This is a genomic window from Chthonomonas sp. (assembly GCF_035294165.1).
Classification (GTDB): domain Bacteria; phylum Armatimonadota; class Chthonomonadetes; order Chthonomonadales; family Chthonomonadaceae; genus Chthonomonas.
In genome coordinates, this window is the sequence record NZ_DATGLN010000216.1 from 1 (window position 1) to 16,545 (window position 16,545).

The 16,545-nt window shown below is 54.8% G+C and carries 19 protein-coding genes; 11 read left to right on the top strand and 8 right to left on the bottom strand.

From position 1 onward, the window contains the following. Window positions 1-100: 100 nt before the first annotated feature. The 5 genes from VKV29_RS15400 (at window position 101) to VKV29_RS12080 (ending at window position 3,484) form a co-directional block, all read left to right on the top strand. Window positions 101-844 carry an RHS repeat-associated core domain-containing protein gene (locus VKV29_RS15400; protein ID WP_414647356.1) on the top strand — a complete coding sequence of 248 codons (744 nt, stop codon included), beginning with the start codon at window positions 101-103 and terminating at the stop codon, window positions 842-844. 242 nt (window positions 845-1,086) lie between these two features. Then, on the top strand, window positions 1,087-1,890 hold the full coding sequence (locus VKV29_RS12070) for a hypothetical protein (protein WP_324201563.1): 804 nt from the start codon (window positions 1,087-1,089) through the stop codon (window positions 1,888-1,890). A 49-nt stretch (window positions 1,891-1,939) separates the two neighbouring features. Next, window positions 1,940-2,152, top strand: coding sequence for an RHS repeat domain-containing protein (locus VKV29_RS15405; protein ID WP_414647355.1), 213 nt, complete (start codon window positions 1,940-1,942; stop codon window positions 2,150-2,152). Continuing rightward, window positions 2,149-2,640: a hypothetical protein gene (locus tag VKV29_RS12075; RefSeq protein WP_324201564.1), complete on the top strand. Its 492-nt coding sequence runs from the start codon at window positions 2,149-2,151 to the stop codon at window positions 2,638-2,640. Before VKV29_RS15405 ends, VKV29_RS12075 begins: the two co-directional genes overlap by 4 nt. Before the next feature lie 640 nt (window positions 2,641-3,280). Further along, on the top strand, window positions 3,281-3,484 hold the full coding sequence (locus VKV29_RS12080) for a hypothetical protein (RefSeq protein ID WP_324201565.1): 204 nt from the start codon (window positions 3,281-3,283) through the stop codon (window positions 3,482-3,484). A gap of 215 nt (window positions 3,485-3,699) precedes the next feature. On the opposite strand, the gene ribD is transcribed toward VKV29_RS12080, so the two are convergent. From ribD to aroC, 8 genes are read right to left on the bottom strand one after another with little or no spacing between them, the layout of a single operon-like run. After that, window positions 3,700-4,803 (bottom strand): bifunctional diaminohydroxyphosphoribosylaminopyrimidine deaminase/5-amino-6-(5-phosphoribosylamino)uracil reductase RibD, encoded by a 1,104-nt coding sequence (gene ribD / locus VKV29_RS12085; protein WP_324201566.1) that lies wholly within the window; start codon window positions 4,801-4,803, stop codon window positions 3,700-3,702. Next, window positions 4,800-5,234 (bottom strand): hypothetical protein, encoded by a 435-nt coding sequence (locus VKV29_RS12090; protein WP_324201567.1) that lies wholly within the window; start codon window positions 5,232-5,234, stop codon window positions 4,800-4,802. The genes ribD and VKV29_RS12090 overlap by 4 nt, the downstream gene beginning before the upstream one ends. After that, window positions 5,231-5,902, bottom strand: coding sequence for a ribulose-phosphate 3-epimerase (gene rpe, locus VKV29_RS12095; RefSeq protein WP_324201568.1), 672 nt, complete (start codon window positions 5,900-5,902; stop codon window positions 5,231-5,233). The genes VKV29_RS12090 and rpe overlap by 4 nt, the downstream gene beginning before the upstream one ends. Beyond that, complete coding sequence (locus VKV29_RS12100) at window positions 5,899-7,791, bottom strand: protein kinase domain-containing protein (protein ID WP_324201569.1); 1,893 nt, start codon at window positions 7,789-7,791, stop codon at window positions 5,899-5,901. The genes rpe and VKV29_RS12100 overlap by 4 nt, the downstream gene beginning before the upstream one ends. Further along, window positions 7,784-8,095 carry a hypothetical protein gene (locus VKV29_RS12105; RefSeq protein ID WP_324201570.1) on the bottom strand — a complete coding sequence of 104 codons (312 nt, stop codon included), beginning with the start codon at window positions 8,093-8,095 and terminating at the stop codon, window positions 7,784-7,786. Before VKV29_RS12105 ends, VKV29_RS12100 begins: the two co-directional genes overlap by 8 nt. Window positions 8,096-8,140: 45 nt before the next feature. Further along, window positions 8,141-9,283, bottom strand: coding sequence for a 3-dehydroquinate synthase (gene aroB, locus VKV29_RS12110; RefSeq protein WP_324201571.1), 1,143 nt, complete (start codon window positions 9,281-9,283; stop codon window positions 8,141-8,143). Next, window positions 9,276-9,824, bottom strand: coding sequence for a shikimate kinase (locus tag VKV29_RS12115; RefSeq protein ID WP_324201572.1), 549 nt, complete (start codon window positions 9,822-9,824; stop codon window positions 9,276-9,278). The genes aroB and VKV29_RS12115 overlap by 8 nt, the downstream gene beginning before the upstream one ends. Then, a complete protein-coding gene (gene aroC, locus VKV29_RS12120) occupies window positions 9,814-11,004 on the bottom strand; it encodes a chorismate synthase (RefSeq protein ID WP_324201573.1) in 1,191 nt (396 codons plus the stop codon). Before aroC ends, VKV29_RS12115 begins: the two co-directional genes overlap by 11 nt. A gap of 352 nt (window positions 11,005-11,356) precedes the next feature. Between aroC and VKV29_RS12125 the strand changes: the two genes are divergently transcribed. The 6 genes from VKV29_RS12125 to VKV29_RS12150 all read left to right on the top strand — a co-directional run bounded on the left by VKV29_RS12125 (window position 11,357) and on the right by VKV29_RS12150 (window position 16,543). Then, window positions 11,357-11,659: a DUF167 family protein gene (locus VKV29_RS12125; RefSeq protein ID WP_324201574.1), complete on the top strand. Its 303-nt coding sequence runs from the start codon at window positions 11,357-11,359 to the stop codon at window positions 11,657-11,659. A gap of 8 nt (window positions 11,660-11,667) precedes the next feature. Next, window positions 11,668-11,931 (top strand): phosphoribosylformylglycinamidine synthase subunit PurS, encoded by a 264-nt coding sequence (gene purS, locus VKV29_RS12130; protein WP_324201575.1) that lies wholly within the window; start codon window positions 11,668-11,670, stop codon window positions 11,929-11,931. Further along, window positions 11,928-12,659, top strand: coding sequence for a phosphoribosylformylglycinamidine synthase subunit PurQ (gene purQ, locus VKV29_RS12135; protein ID WP_324201576.1), 732 nt, complete (start codon window positions 11,928-11,930; stop codon window positions 12,657-12,659). The genes purS and purQ overlap by 4 nt, the downstream gene beginning before the upstream one ends. 403 nt (window positions 12,660-13,062) lie before the next feature. Next, window positions 13,063-14,154, top strand: coding sequence for an SH3 domain-containing C40 family peptidase (locus tag VKV29_RS12140; RefSeq protein ID WP_324201577.1), 1,092 nt, complete (start codon window positions 13,063-13,065; stop codon window positions 14,152-14,154). 173 nt (window positions 14,155-14,327) lie between these two features. Then, window positions 14,328-15,230, top strand: a complete 903-nt coding sequence (locus tag VKV29_RS12145) for a DUF2231 domain-containing protein (RefSeq protein ID WP_324201578.1) — start codon at window positions 14,328-14,330, stop codon at window positions 15,228-15,230. Between the two features lie 41 nt (window positions 15,231-15,271). Further along, complete coding sequence (locus VKV29_RS12150; RefSeq protein ID WP_324201579.1) at window positions 15,272-16,543, top strand: Gfo/Idh/MocA family oxidoreductase; 1,272 nt, start codon at window positions 15,272-15,274, stop codon at window positions 16,541-16,543. The last annotated feature ends 2 nt before the right edge of the window (window positions 16,544-16,545 follow it).

Sequence of the window (16,545 nt, forward strand, 5' to 3'; positions counted from 1 at the left end):
GGTGTTGTTGTACACGCCGGATGGTCAGGGGAACGTGAGCCAGCAGGTAGATGCAGGGAGTGGGAATGTGGTAGCGAGTTACCTGTTTGACGGGTATGGTGTGCGGAAGGTAGCGAGCAGTGACCCGACAGCCTCTCAAGATCCCTACAGTGGGTTATGGGGGGCGGACTACTTACGGATTGGGAGACGGGTTTGTGTTTATTGGGGTTTTAGATACTATGATGTGTTGGCGGGTCGTTTTTTGACGCGAGACCCGATAGGGTTTGAGGGTGGGATAAACCTGTATGAGTATGTGAATAACAACCCACTAATGATGCATGATACATCTGGATATGGCTCACCTATCTATGCAAACCCCTCACCAAGACCGAAAGCACTAGGAGTTATTCTCTGTGGACTTGCTTTAGCCAACGCTATTGCAACTTTGTTTAATAGTTACGGCTCAGATGAAACTGGCCAAAACAGTGTGCCAGTAGGTGATATCTTGTGCCGTCTGGCAGCTAGTTGTGTTGGAGGTGTGGCTTGTAGCCTCCTTATATCTTGGCTCCTATCGTCCTTTCTACCACCTGCCGCACTGATAGCTAACTGTTTAGCAGGGATTGTTTGTGGGATTGTTACCTCCTGTTTAGAAGAGATATGTGACGCCTATTTGAAATGTCATACGGGGTTTAATTCTTATCATGCCTATAAATGTCTTTCATGTGGCCTGGCAGCAGGAATAGCTTCTTGTCTGTTTTGCGGTATTGTGAAATGGGTTTTGCCGCTAACACCACCTTCCCCACTTAGGAATATATGGCGATGGGGCGGGGCAGGCGGAAGTGCCCTTGCAGGAGAAGTATGCTAGGAGTTTCCAAACCACAATAAGCTAGGCAAAGCAAGGCATGGCATACGATTATCGAGTATCTTGGGCTGTTCGTCGAACTTGTATAATTGGGGTTCTCTCTCTTTGTCCTACTGCTGCTTCTTCTCTGGGAGAGAATAGCGGTTCCCTGCTTTTTCGTCGCTCTGCATCTCGCACTCATTTTGGAGGGTACAGCACTGTTTTTTCACTTACAAACCTATCGTTTGTACATTGCTCATGAGGAATTGGTCGAGCAACATTGCTTTAATACGACAACCATCCCTATCCAAAACCTTTTCGCTCTCGTTGAGGATGAGGATACATGGGTAGTTTTAGGAGATGGAAAATGTATCTTTCTGCCAAAGCGCGTCTCTCATCAAAAGGAAGTTATTGCCTACTTAAAGAAGCAAGTTCCCCCACATCCTTCCCCTATCACTCATTCGCCCCCAGCCTGGCTTGTGATGTATCAACTGGGTTTTTGGGCCTTACTTCGACGCGGGTTTTACTGCTTGCGTATAGCTGTTCCTGGGTTATTAGGCTTCCTAGGTGTTGGCATAGGGATCGCGTATTCCAATCTAACTTTAGCTGTGCCGTCTCAACTGTATTCTCACTTTGCCTTCTACGCGGCCTTATGTGGGTGGCTTTTGCTTGGAAATATACTCTGGAAAGGTTTTTCAGGTTCTTTCAGGGAAGGAATAGGTATTGCGGTTCAATATGGCTGGAAGCCGCTTCTCTCGTGGACATTGGAAGATGCGATTTTGGCGGATAGGCCGAATCTAGTTGTGTTTGTAACCCGCTATTTGCTGCAGCATTTAAATCCGGCAGATCTGTCTTGGATGTCACGTTCATTGCGACATCTACTATATGCTTACTTAATCATTGCTGACTATTCATGGAGTATGGAGCTTTTACAAGCTCTGATCAAACTTAAAGATAAAGAGGCCCTCTCGCACATTCGTGCTATAGCCGAGGGAAAGGTACGGGGGAAACTTGGGGCAACCATAATACGAGCTGCCCGAAGAGCTTTGCGTACACTGGAGAGACAGTAGAACGTTCATCGTAACAGAACCCGACAGTAGGAATGCAGGAAAAGAGACGATGCGAGCAGGCAGGTTTTTGACGCGCGACCCGATAGGGTTTATAGGAGGGATAAACTTATATGAGTATGTGGGGAATTGTCCTGTGATGAATCGGGAGCCTGTTGGGGAGGATTTTAGAAAACCTAATCTGAAAAATGTCAGGAAATGCTGGAAGAATTACAATCGTTGCACCCGTAGCTGCATTGTAGATGGTAGGATAGGCAACAAATGAACCGTGATATTTGGATAGATACGGTCTATTCAAAGCTCTATCATTTGATGCATGTTCAGGAAGAGGATATGAGGGACTGGAGAAGGGAGCATGTGCTGCCGTTGCTCCAGATGTTTTATGACACCGCGTCGCTGAGCACGAGATGTCGAGAGCAGCTCCTTGACGGTGCATCGCTGGCCAAATTAAGTAGGGATACATCCGACTACTCTCTATTGGAGAACTTCGAGGCCTTGTTTAACAAAATGAGTCGGTCTTGGTGTCAACTTTCTGAAGGGGTACTCACCGACCTGCGCTTTAGTCTCATGGATGTGCTCTGGCAGCCAGGGTGCGAGTTTCGCAAAGGCCTCGGCCCAATTCGGCAGTCTACCACCAAATCGCTTCTTATGGCTACACTGCCACCGAGGGCTACCGGCAACGCAAGAACATGGTTGCTCGCACAGAGAAGATATGAGGCGCTCGTTCAGCGGTTGCCGTCTGCTCGCGGCTGAAGGTCTACTTGGCTGTATTGGTGCCGACTTGTGAGAGATTTTACATGTTTGGCATGCGCCACCCACTCCTTCAATGACGTGTTAGCCAACTGTACTGTCCTGTCGGCGTCTATTCCATCGGTGGAGGGACGACTTCATAAGAGAATCCGCATAGAGGAAACGTTTTCAAAAGAGCGATCGGAAGACTGGGATCGGTCTATCCCTTTCAGCAAGATTCTCATGGAGCGTTTAGAGCCTATTTGGCACCGGATAGAGGTCTCCAATTCGGGTCTGAAGGGCTTTGACCGGGAGTTGATGCGATGCTGGCTCTGTCAATTTATTGAATTAGGTCAGGTTCTTTATTATCTGCAGTGGCAAATCGCTCAGATGCCTTTGGAAGCCGCAAAACCGATGGACACTTCTCTGTTACGACCTCTTCGTGAAAGTTTGTGTGACATCGAACGCAACGGGTGGGTTATTCACTCATTCGAGGAGGCGACAGACTATGCCCGAGGCTTACGGGGATACAGTTTATACCCACATCGCCTTGGCCGGCCCTCAGCCTGTAGGGTGTCTGTGCCGCCGCTTCGCGAGTTAAAAAGCAAAGATCGGTCAGATATAGAGAAGCTGTCTTTCTTCAAAGGAGGTGCAAGAGAGCGACTTGGCCGTGTTAATAGCCTGCTGGGGACGTTTTCTACAAGAGGCCCAAAGCTATCTTCGGCTGATGGAGACGGTGTGTTGTTCGGATTCGATAGAGCGTGTCATTTTCGGCCTTAGCCGACTATATGGACTTTCATGGAAGTTGATGGGAGAGAGCTTTCTTCTCTACGCGCTTTTGGGTGGGTGCTTGGGATGGAGTTGGTAAGGCCTCAATAATTGGAAGCCATCGGTGATAGTAGGTGGAATAATTCCAAAACCCTGCAGTGGTTATGGAGTGTGTTCGACCGGCAGAGAGAACGACGGCGGATGGGCGAGTGGCGTTTGGTAGGGTAAAGGCAAGCCGGCATTTCGAGAGCGATGTGAGGCCATGCACAGCGGCAGAGTGGGCAGGCCAACTTCGTTATCGCTTTAGAAAGCACTTCAGAGGAGTATATCGGCCTCAAGAACAATGTCGGGGGCAAAACGGCGAATGGTGAATGGGCCGAGTTGCCATGCTTGCGCGAGAGTAGCGACGCCTTCCCCTTCAACGGCCGTCGGTGCGTTTTTTCCACCTACAAGTTTGGGGGCGATGAAGAAGATCACCTGGTGCGCCAATCCGGCCTTAAGGAATGCCTCGTGTAGCGTGGGCCCCCCTTCTACCAGTACGCTGATAATTTGGCGTTCGGCCAGGTGATGAATGAGGGCGTGAAGGTCTACTCGCCCTGCGGAGTCGGCGGGCAGAGGAACGACCTCGACGCCGGTTACCTCAAGTTCTTTCGGGGGGGTTGGCGCTGTGGTCGCAATAAGCAACGGTTGGGTGTGTGGGTTTTGTTGGGCCAGGAGAACGGCGGCACTGCAGGGAGGGGTGCGAAGGTGGCTATCTACGATGACCCGCAGCGGTTGACGTGGTAAGCGGCGACCCGGCAGACGCGCATCGAGGCGCGGATCGTCGGCGAGCACGGTGCCGATGCCGGCCAGTACAGCTCCGCTTTGGGCGCGGAGCCGGTGCACGTAGTTCCTGGCTTTTGGGCCGGTAATCCAGCGTGTATCGCCGGTGGAGGTCGCCACTTTGCCGTCGAGGGTCATGGCCGCCTTAAGCGTAATGAGAGGCAGGCCGGTGTCATGGAAGTGGAAGAAAGCGCGATTGAGGGCGCGGGCTGCCGGTTCCATTACGCCAACCTCCACGGAAATGCCCGCTTCGCGCAACTCTGCAATGCCTCGCCCTTGTACACGTGGGTCTGGATCGAGAGTGGCCACCACCACGTGTCGCACACCGGCGGCGATGAGCGCTTTGGTGCAGGGAGGGGTGCGACCATAGTGGCAGCAGGGTTCAAGGGTGACATAGGCGGTTGCGCCACGTGCGCGTTCGCCAGCCTGTTGTAGCGCATTCACCTCGGCATGGGGCATGCCGGCTGCGACATGGTAGCCCTCCCCAACCATCACGCCATTACGCACCAGTACGCAGCCTACCATGGGGTTGGGGGCGGTAAAGCCTTTTGTCGCAAGCCGAAGAGCACGGCGCATCCAGCGTTCCGATTCGGTCATTCCTCTTCCTCAAGGCCGACGCCCTCCCCCTCAAGAGAGGATGTTGCGCGACCGGAAGTGGCGATCTGTCGTACCATATCGCGTCGAGCAAGCAGGGCGCGTACCCGTGTCTCGACGATGTCAAGCCAGGCCACAAATAGCAGACCGAGTACCAGCAGGAAGCAGAAGGCCCAGTAGTAGATGCCGAACATCAGTTGCGTCAGGGCAACCTTACGGGCATGTTCTCGTAGGATGGGAGGGTAGCGAAGATCGTGTACGATATGAGAATTCGCATGTACGGCGTGCGATAGCTTAGGTTGGAAATAGAACCACCCAAATGCGATCATGCCGAGAATGGCGAGCATGAGCAACGCCCCAACCGTTCGCAGGCGGCGCGAGCGGGGAGAGGGAGGGAGGTCGAGGGAGGGGTGGTTTACATCTTCTTGTGTCATCGCAAGCTCTCTACGGCGCGGCGAAGAGCGCGCACTCCAGCACTTACCCCTTCAGGATGGTGATAGATGGCCGTTCCCGCCACAAGCACGTTTGCACCGCGCGCAACCGTTTGCGGTGCGGTATGCGCGTCAATGCCTCCATCCACCTCGATGGCTATTGGGTGGGAGACACGCGCCACAAGCTGGTGCACCTGCTCGATTTTGGGCAGCATGGTTGCTAAAAACTCCTGCCCACCGAAACCGGGGTTTACCGTCATAACGAGAACAAGGTCAAGGTCTTCCAAAACATACTCTAACACATCTGGGGGGGTGGCAGGGTTAAGAGCGACACCGGCCTTCGCGCCCAAGCTGCGAATATGGGAAAGGGTGCGTTGGAGGTGGGTGCAGGCCTCCGCGTGTACGGTAATTCCATCGGCACCGGCACGGCGGAAGTCTTCGATGTAGCGTTCCGGTTCTACGATCATCAGATGAACGTCGAAGAACGCCGAAGAGATGGGGCGAAGGGCCTGCAAAGCCGCCGGCCCCATGGTGATGTTGGGCACAAAGCGGCCATCCATCACATCGAAATGCAGATACTCCGCGCCGGCCTCCTCGGCCTCTTTAGCGGCTTGGGCGAGCCGGCCAAAGTTGGCCGATAGAAGAGAGGGCGCAATCCGTACGGTTCTCATGGTGTGTTGCCTTTTGGATCGGATTGAGCTTGAGAGGCATAGTAGACATGCTGTAATACGAGCTGGTCGTTGTAGTAGATGCGCAGGGTGAAGTGATCGCCCTGGTAGGTAAAGTCAATAGGCACTTTATCGCCGGCGTAGTGCTGTTCATCAATAATATCTATGGGGATGCCGGTAGCATCGGTATAGGATATCCTTACCTCCCAAGGGCCTGGCCCGCTGGTGGCCGTGGGCTCTAGCACGATGGTAGATTTAAATTCATGGGTTTGCAGTTGATCGTTAGAGCTGTTGGTATCGGGTGGGGGCGTGGTAGAGTTGTTATCGGTTGTGTTATTGGATGGGGGAGCCGGCTGGGCATAGTCGGGTTGAGGGCCGTCGCTTACGGTAAGGTCTACGGCGGTATCGTGCAGCACGCGCTTCTTGTCGGAAACATCCTGGCTCACAACAACGCCCTGGGGCACCGTGTTGCTATAGACCGGTATCACCTGCCCAACTTTTAGCCCCACGCTCAGGAGCTTCTGTTCCGCCTGGTCTCGTGGCAGCCCTACCACATTCGGAACGTTCACATAGGTTGGGCCTTTACTGTACCAGACGTTGATATAGTGGCCGGGTCGTATCTCCTCACCGGGAGAAAGATCGGTTTTATAGATGATGTTGCGTGGCTTGTCCATGTAATCGCCGTGCAGTAGGAGATGGATATGAAGCTGAGAAGCCAGCTTTTGGGCGTCATCAATATTCATTCCCACCAGATTCGGGGCGTGAATAGGCGGCGGGGCGACCCAGTAGGTATGGTAGACGGCATAGAAGGCCACCACCAGCAGCACGATCACGGCCGATACGGCGCCTATAGCGGCAAGGAGGCAGCTAGAAAGGCGCTCTTCACGGGCACGAAGGCGATTTGTGGATGAGGGCATGGCAATGGGTCTCACGGGCTGAGGAGTTTCACCGCCTGCCGTAGCAGGTGACGACACAGGGGTGGCAGCGGTTGGTTCTGAAGTGGGACGACGTGGTGGGGTGGCGGAGAGATTTTCGATATCGGCAAGCGACCAGGAGAGCGGTTTACCAAAGCGCAGGGCGTCGCGCACCTCCTTGAGGTCGTTGAGCAGGTCGGCGGCGGAGGCATAGCGTTGTTCCGGCCGTTTCTGCAAGCATTTGAGTGTGATGCCCTCCAGCGCGCGAGGTACGCTGGAGTTCACCGTACGCGGGGAGGGAATAGCGGCGAAGGCATGCAGGTCCGCAATGGCCTGTGGCGTTTCCGCTGTGTAGAGGGGGGCACCGGTCAGCATCTCGTAGAGAATAGCGCCTAGGGCGTAGATGTCGGCAGCCGGGGTGCCCGGGCGCGTTACGGAAAGCTCAGGTGCATGGTAAGGTGCGCGTGCCATGAGAAGCGCCTGCTGGGCCGAGGGAGAGAGGGCGATGCCTTCGGCGACGCCAAAATCTACGATCTTAACGGCCCCTTCAGGAGTCACAATGATGTTTTGGGGGCGCAGGTCACCATGGGGGAGATCGAGACTGTGTGCTACACGCAGGGCATCCGCGAGGGTACAAGCGATGTCTACGGCTACGGGAACGGTAAAGGGGGCGATGCGATGGATGCGCTCTTTCAGATTGGTTCCGCGCGCATATTCGGTGACAAAAAAGGGACTTGCGGCTTGCAGCTTGATATCGTAGAGGGCTGTAATGTTAGGGTGGGAAAGCTGCTGAGCTTTTTGGAGGCCGATCTGCAAGCCTTGAAGAAAACGGGCATCGGTAGCGCGCTCCGGCACCACCTGCTTCAGGGCGACGACACGGTTCGTTTTCGTATCGCGCGCTTTATAAACGGCGAAGAGAGGTCCTTCACCTATAAGCTCCAGCAGTTCGTAGCCCTGAATGGTAGATAGTTCAGCCACGCGTTTCCTCTTCTTTCGTGGATGGTGCCCCGTGCTCCAGGTCACGTACCCACTGCCAGACGGCCAAAGTGCAGCAGATAACAAACAGAACCAGATAGAGCTTCATGAGCAGCCCTTCGTCGAGTGCGGCCAACGTTTGTGGCGCCAGCAGCCCGTTGGCTTGCAGCAGGGGCGCGATGAGCCAGCGGCCACCGAAGAGAAGGAGCCAAGCCAATACCAGCAACTGGCGTGCTATAGGTGGTAGAAGTGCCGGTGACTCCTCCTGTATGCTCTCGAAAGATGTATTCGGTTCTGTATTGCTCATACTCTATTTACGAAGCTCTCACAGACGATGGTTCGAGGGATGACGTCAGGACGAGAAGCTGCCCGCTCTGTGGCGTTCCAGCGCTCTGAGAACCACGGCATCTGGAACGTCGGGAACGATCTCGACTTTTCCGATAGCACGGGCCAGAATGAATCGGGTTTTCCCGGCAACCACTTTTTTATCTCGGTGCATAATCTCCAGAACTTCGGGGAGGGGCACCTCGGTTGGGAATTGCGTTGGCAGGCCGGCCTGTTGCAGTGCCGCAATAATTCGATGGGTTGTTTCATGAGGGGTGATCCCCATCTCCTCGCCCACCAGAGCGGCCGCCACCATCCCGATGGATACGGCCTCGCCGTGCAAGTAACGTTGATAGTCCGTGGCTGCCTCGAGCGCGTGCCCAAGAGTATGACCGAAGTTGAGAATGGCACGCAACCCCTGTTCCGTTTCATCCTGGGCGACCACTTCGGCTTTGATCTCGCAGGAGCGGGCAACTGCCTTGGTAAGCGCCTCTACCTCGTAGTTCAAGAGTTGGGGGAGAGCCTGATAGGTCTCCTCGAAAAACGCTAGATCATAAATGATACCGTATTTGATGACTTCGGCCAAACCGGCTCGTAGCTCTCGAAGAGGCAAGGTTTTGAGGGTGGAGATGTCCACGAGCACAAGCGATGGCTGATAGAAGGCCCCCACCAGGTTTTTGCCTTGCGGCAGGTTAACCCCGGTCTTCCCGCCGATGGAGGCATCTACTTGTGCGAGCAGGGTCGTGGGGATTTGAATAAGGCGTAGGCCTCGCAAATAGGTTGCCGCTGCAAAGCCTGCCGTGTCGCCGATGACGCCGCCTCCTAGGGCAATGATAAGGCAACGCCGGTCGAGTTGCGCCTCAACGAACTGCTGATAAAGCCTTTCGACGGTGGCCAAATGTTTGAAGGTCTCTCCCTCCTCTACCTCGCAGAAAATAGGGTCGCAGCCACGTAGACGCAGTGTGGCGGCCAGCGTCTCCCCGTAGAGAGCGCGAAGGTTTGGGTGGGTTACGATGGCAGCGCGTGCTCCTTTGGCGATGGCTGCGATCTGGTCGGCCGCATCGCCCGATGCGATCAGTTGGGCGCCAATGGTAATATGGTAGCCCCGTTCTCCGAGATGGACGGGAACGTTTCTGCGTGTTTCGATGGTGCTATCTCCTTCTCTAACCACCTTGGGTCACTTTATACAGCAGAACGACTTTCTCAGCCGACTCCTCTGGGCTGCTATGAGAGGTATCTACCACGCAATGGGCTGCCTTGCGATAGGCAGCCTCACGCTCTTCCAGAAGTGCACGAATGCGCTGCTTCGGGTCGGCACCTTGTGCTAAGAGTGGGCGTTTGTGTACCTGCCCCACGCGTTCGAGAATGACATCAGGATGCGCCGTCAACAATACGAGCAGACCGGAGGCACGGAGTCGCTCGACGTTGTCCGAGTCTAATGGAACGCCTCCACCGGTTGCAATGACCAGACCTCGATGCGAGGCCAGCTCCTCGATAATAATACGTTCTATTCGACGAAACCAAGGCTCGCCTTTCTCCGCGAAGATTTGGGGGATAGAAAGATTGGTGCGCTGCTCGATGAGGGCGTCGCTATCGCGAAACTCCATATCGAGCCGGCGCGCACAAAGGCGCCCGATGGTGCTTTTCCCGGTGCCCATAAACCCGATAAGTACTAGGTTGGGCCGGTGATCGGTACGTGTTTCAGCAAGCATGGTGTGGTTGCCAGCCGCGAGCGCGGATCGCATCCAAGTAGCCATTAAGGTTATACTGAAACTCCTCGACGCTGTCGCCTCCAAACTTTTCGAGAAGCGCATCGGCCAGCGTGAGGGCGACCATGGCCTCGCCGATAGTGGCCGCTGCAGGCACGGCACAAACGTCCGAGCGCTCGAAGTGCGCTTTAACGGGCTGATGTGTCTGCATATCTACCGATGCCAGGGGAGTGGGCAACGTGGAGAGCGGTTTCATCGCGGCACGCACCACAACAGGCTCACCGTTGGTCATGCCGCCCTCAATGCCGCCTGCGTTGTTTGTACCGCGTAGAAAGCCGGCAGACCGCTCGAAGAACAGTTCATCATGGACCTTAGAGCCGGGCACCTCTGCTACCCCGAACCCCATGCCGATCTCCACCCCTTTAATGGCCTGGATGGACATAACGGCTGCGGTTAGTCGGCTGTCGAGTTTCCGATCCCAGTGTACAAAGCTCCCTAGTCCCGGAGGGCAGTTAATGGCGACGACCTCAAAAATGCCTCCGAGCGTATCTCGCGATTCCTCCTGCATACACTTATCAATGGCCGCGATCATTTGGGCTTCTGCGACGGGGTCGGCACATCGCACGGGAGACTCTTCGGCGCGTGCCGCTATCGCATGATAGTCTATCGGTGGGGTAAAACGGGCATGGATGCCCCCGATGGCCACAACGTGGCTCAGCACCTCGATGCCGGCGACTTCCAACAGGGCACGACATATGGCGCCTAGCGCCACGAGGGCGGCGGTGTTGCGGGCGCTGGAGCGTTCGAGAATGGTTCTTAAATCGTTCGAGTGATATTTCAGCATGCCGGCGAAGTCGGCATGGCCAGGACGTGGACGGGTAACCGGCGGGTCTGGATTTTCAACTGGAGCGATGGACATGCGTTCGCGCCAGTTCTCCCAGTCACGATTGCGCACAAGCAGGGTGATTGGGCCGCCCATCGTGCGCCCGTAGCGCACTCCGGAGAGGATTTCGACCGTGTCGCTCTCGATCTGTTGCCGCGCTCCACGGCCGTATCCACCCTGGCGACGCTTTAGCTGTTTGTTGATCGCATCGAGGTCAATGGGCAGGTTAGCAGGCAACCCCTCGATAATAGCGGAGAGCGAAGGGCCGTGCGATTCACCACCTGTCAAAAAGCGGAGCACAAGAACATTATCCTTTCAAATCAAATGGTTTCTTCTGTGCAGAATCTACCCTATTCCACAAAAAAGAGCAAGAGAAGAGAGCATGACGCCTTACCCAAGACGCCAACGACTCCTCTATAGAACGGTCTCCCTTGGTGGTCATACGGCGATGACACCCTCTTTGTCCGTAACCCGAAGGAACTCTGCCCAACGCAGGTAAGCGCATTACCCAAAAAGATGGTTCTATGGAGTGATTGAGAGGCGTAGATATGGATGGGGTGGGGTAGTATTTGATTTCAGTAAGCGCTCGCTAAGCCACAGGCCGAGGCGATGGAAGAGGGTTTCTGGGAGAATAGGAGAAAGATGCAGTGTGATGCCGACAGGAAGAGCCTCTAAAGGGTACACTATGTTAAAAATCCGCTTAACACCTCGGAGCGACCGCAATGGCATTGACCGCTACGAGGAGGGCAAGCTGTATGTTCGCGTAACGGCCGCGCCGGTGAAAGGGGAGGCCAATCGAGCTTTACTGGCTCTATTAGCCGAAGCCTTGGAGATTCCCAAGTCGCACATGGAACTCGTCTCCGGCACGACAGCACGGGAAAAAGTGGTACGCATACAGGGGATGGAGGACGCAGAGCTTAGCGAAAAGCTGCAGCAACGCCTAAAAGCAGATTAGGAGAGAAGATGCCTCAGGTTAAGGTGATCGTGACATTAAAGCCAACACTGTTGGATGCTCAGGGAAGGGTAGTAAAAGAGGCCCTTCACTCTTTGGGTTATACGGATGTCGAGCAGGTTCGCATCGGCAAGTATTTAGAACTGCAAGTTGGATCTCTGGAGGGGGACGACCGCCAGGCATTGGAAAATCGCATTCGCGAAATGTGCGATAGGCTTTTGGCCAATCCGGTGACAGAGGACTATCGTTTTGAGATAGAGGAGGTTAAAGTATGACGACGGCCACTTCCACAGCGCGGCGTCATCGAGTGAGGGGGGCAAAGCCTCGGTTTGCGATCGTACAGTTTCCCGGTTCAAACTGCGATCAGGATGCCTACTTTGCGGTGCGCGATGTTTTTGATTGCCCAGTGGAGTATGTTTGGCATGCCGAGCGCACATTGAAAGGGTTTGACGTGGTGATCCTGCCGGGGGGATTCTCGTACGGCGACTATTTGCGTGCTGGTGCGATTGCGCGCTTTGCTCCCATTATGGAGGCAGTGAGGCGACATGCAGAACTAGGAAAACCGGTCTTGGGAATTTGCAACGGCTTTCAAATTCTCTGTGAGGCCCACCTACTGCCGGGGGCGTTGGTAAGAAACATCGGTTGCCGTTTTGTTTGTAAATATGTAACACTGCGTGTTGAGAACGCCAGCACGCCCTTCACAAGCGCCTATCGCGTGGGGCAACAGGTTCGAATTCCTGTTGCGCACGGTGAGGGGCGCTATGTATGTAGCCCCGAGACGTTAGAGGAGTTGAATCGCCAAGAGCGCATTCTCTTTCGATACGCCGGTCCGTCGGAAAACCCGAACGGCTCCATGGATAACATCGCAGGTATCGCAAATGAAACATTCAACGTGCTCGGTATAATGCCGCATCCGGAACGGGCTGTGGAGAGATTATTAGGCTCAACGGACGGGCGCGGAGTGTTCGAGTCGCTCATCGCCACCGCCGTTGCCAGAGCATAGCGATAGGGTGAAGAAGCATAAAGAGCTACGCCGGGTGGAGAGAAGGAGCTAATTTACCGAAGATTTCTAGATAGCGGGATAAATTTGAGGGTTGACAAGAAAGAGAGTTTGGGTTAAAATAGCTCCATCGAGGCCACAAGCTAAGAGTGAAGAGGCACAATAGCAGTTAGCGTTGCCTCTTTAGGGGTGCAGGGGGTAATCCACTCGCACTGCGCTGCGATCTCCAAGAAGAAAGTTCTCCGAGACGCCAAATTCCGCGCATATTCGCGTGCCTAAACGCCGGAAGAAGGGGTTTGGTGCCTTTTCTCTCGAACGAAACGCGCCCTAATGAAAGCGATTTCTATAGGGCGACAATCCTCAAGAAAGGGAGTTCACGAGATTGAGCAGACGTCTGAGAAGGAGGATGCCGGCAGCGGTTTCGGCTACTGCGCTCTTTGGTAGTCTTGCTGCCCATCCTGCTTTGGCTCTCCACCGTGAGCCGCTTCAGCATAATGAAACACTAACGGCCTTCGCGCATCGCCACCACTGTACGCTCCACGACCTCCTCGCCCTCAATCATATAAAGGACATGCGTCATGTGCCCGATGGGGCGATGTTATTGGTGCCACCTCCAGAAAAGAGGGTTCATCTTGCCGGCCAATTCCATGCGCCGCGCCTCATTCATGGAGACCAGATATGTGTGCGGCTTGGGCCGGGACGCAGCTACCTCCGCACGGCGCTACTAGATAACGATGCGCCGGTTGTTGTGACGGCTAAGCGGAGCGGTTGGGCGCAGATCGCCTTTCATAACGGCGCCTGGGGATGGGTTGAAGCCCGTTATCTGCGCGTTCCAACCAATATCCAAATGGCGCACCTCCACCGCCATGAGGCGCGTACTCTGCAGTTGGCCCGTCGTCATCGCGAGGAGATTGCACGCGAGGCGAAAAGGCATCGCGCGCATCCGGCCGAGCGCCTAGCAAGAGTGCACTCGAAGCATCTATCCCATTTAGCAGAAAGACACATGCACCATCACACGCAGCAGATCGCCTATCATAAGGTGTCGCATCGGCGACATCATGAACGGCACTCTGCCATCGGTTCCGATCACACGCTGTTGGCTCATGCCTCTCTCCGTTCCGGCCTAGTTCGGTCGGCCCTCGCGTATCGTGGCACTCCCTATGTGTACGGTGGGTCGGGCAGGGACGGCTTCGACTGTTCGGGTTTTGTGCGCTATCTCTACCTAAAGCGCGGGATCGATCTGCCGCACAACGCGGCGGAGCAGTTCCATATGGGCAAACCGGTAAGCCGTAAAGACCTCAAACCCGGCGACCTTGTGTTTTTCCACACGGTGACGCCAGGGATATCTCACGTAGGGATGTATATCGGCAATGGACGGTTCATTCATGCCTCTAGCCGTCGTGGCGGTGGCGGGGTACGTATAGATAGCCTCGACGAGAGCTACTATGCCCATGCCTATCGTGGGGCACGACGCATCATTCGTCATCATGGGGGATAGAGCGACCCGAAGATTGACATGGATGGGCGTTCCGCCTTAAGGAACGCCCCTTTCGCTTTTTTCCGTAACATTTTTCGGAAATCGGCATCTTACAGAAGGGAATAGAGCCGATTTTAGTCCTCAACTAGGGAAAGTTGGTGTCGAATACAGCACAAATACGAAGAGCTGCTTGGTTGTTTGCACGAGTTCTCATAGGGCTGATACTCTTTAGTGTGGTTCCTCTGGCGAACGCATGGGCGCGACCTCAGTTTCCACCGATCGTCATCGAGACCTATCATCTGGCGCCAGGCAGCACGGATTATAACGCCGCAAAAAACTGCACGCTATGTCATGTCCCCTCAGGCCCGCCTGAGCGTAACCCCTATGGGAAAGATGTAAAGCGTGCCCTAGAGCGCGCCGGCGCGACTATGCTGACCCCGGCCATTTTACATTCCATTGACAATCTCGATTCGGACGGGGATGGCTACACAAATGCGCAGGAGTTCGCTGCGGACACACTGCCAGGAGACCCACATAGTCATCCGGATGGCGCTAAAAAAGCCGGCACATCAGCAGGTAGCTCTTCACGGCGTTTGCATGGTAATATATCCAATGGTCAGGATCATGCAGTTCTAGGAGGCGCCACCGGAGCCACTTCCGCAGGGAGCCTGGTGCAAAAAATACTTTTTCCGCCCCACGCGCACCATCCGGAACTGGTTCATTTCCCGATAGCCCTTTTCGTTTTTAGTCTTGTGCTTGATCTGTTTGGGCTTAAAAAACAAAATGAGGCGCTTTATCGTGCCGCATTTTATAACCTTCTTGGGGCCGCGATTATGGCGCCGTTCACGATGATCACGGGTTTGCTGGCATGGCAATTTGTCCTTAATGGAGAGCCTTTGAAAGGCACGGTATTATATCATCTCGTGTTCGCTTCAGTGACCACCCTTCTTCTTTGGAGTCTGGTGGGCTTACGGGTCAAGCAAAAAGCCACGGCTTCCTCCCCATCGGCCTTTTACTGGGTGATGGGGGTAGTCGTGTTGGTTTGCATGCTGGTAACGGGATATTTAGGAGGAATTCTTTCCGGTGTCAACGGATAAGCGTTTCAAAAAGGTAGGAGATTAATCGAGGAAAGAGCAAGATGAATCGAAGAGACTTTTTAAAGAGTTCGACGTTAACTACATTGGCAGTGGCCGGGCTTTCTTCCGAGCCTGTTGCGCTATTTGCGCAGGAGGCCAACGCCGCTGCCGGCGATGCGCCTTCGGGGCCGCCGATAGGCTGTGGTGTTATCGGCTTGGGTGAGCGAGGTCGGGAAGTGGTCAATACCCTCAACCATCTGGCGACTTTGCCACCTGTCGCCATCTGCGATATTTATGAGCCATTTTTGAAACGGACTCAGGAGGCAGCTCCAAAGGCCGCTGCCTACAGCGACTACCGACAGTTATTGGAAGATAAAAACGTACAGGCGGTGGTAGTGGCTACCCCCACACACCAACATAAGCAGATCGTGCTCGATGCGTTGCAGGCCGGCAAGCACGTCTACTGCGAGGCGCCTATAGCAAACACCCTAGACGATGCCAAAGCGATAGCCCTGGCGGGGCAGGGTGCTGCTCCGAAGCTGATATTCCAAGCAGGCCTTCAACAGCGGATTCACCCGCAAAGTTTACATGTCTATAAGTTCATTCGCTCCAACGCCTTAGGCACGATAGCGGCTTGTCGCTCGCAGTGGCATCAGAAAACGAGCTGGCGACGGGCTGCACCCGACCCACAGCGCCAACAGGAGATCAATTGGCGTTTAGATAAGGCCATTTCCCCGGGGCTTATGGGTGAGATCGGTATTCACGGTATCAACTTAACAAGCTGGTATGTGGGGGGGCTGCCCGTTGCGGCCACCGGCCGAGGTGGGGTGCTCTTTTGGAAGGATGGGCGCGAAGTTCCAGACACGGTGCAGGCCATCATCGAATATCCGGGTGGGGTAAATCTCGTGTACGACATCACCCTTGTCAACTCGTTCGATGATAGCTACAATCTGTTTATGGGGTCTCAGTCGGCTATCTTGGTTCGTGGTGACAAAGCGTGGATGGTTAACGAGGCGGATGCACCCCTAGAGGGCTGGATCGTCTATGCCCGCAAGGAACCGGTGGGCGATGATGTGGGAGTGGTGCTCGTCGCCGATGCCACCAAGCTGCTGGCGCTGGGGCAGATGCCTTCCCAAGCCAAACAGGAAGACCCCACAAAAACCATGCTCTACCATGCTCTGGAAGCCTTTGTGAATAGCATCCATTCCGGCAAGCCCTCTGAGGCCGGCCCGTTGGAGGGCTATCAGGCGACGGTGGCGGCGCTCAAGACCAATGAAGCCATCGTCAACGGATCGCGGCTTGAGTTCAAGCAGGAATGGTTCCAACTGAGCTAGAA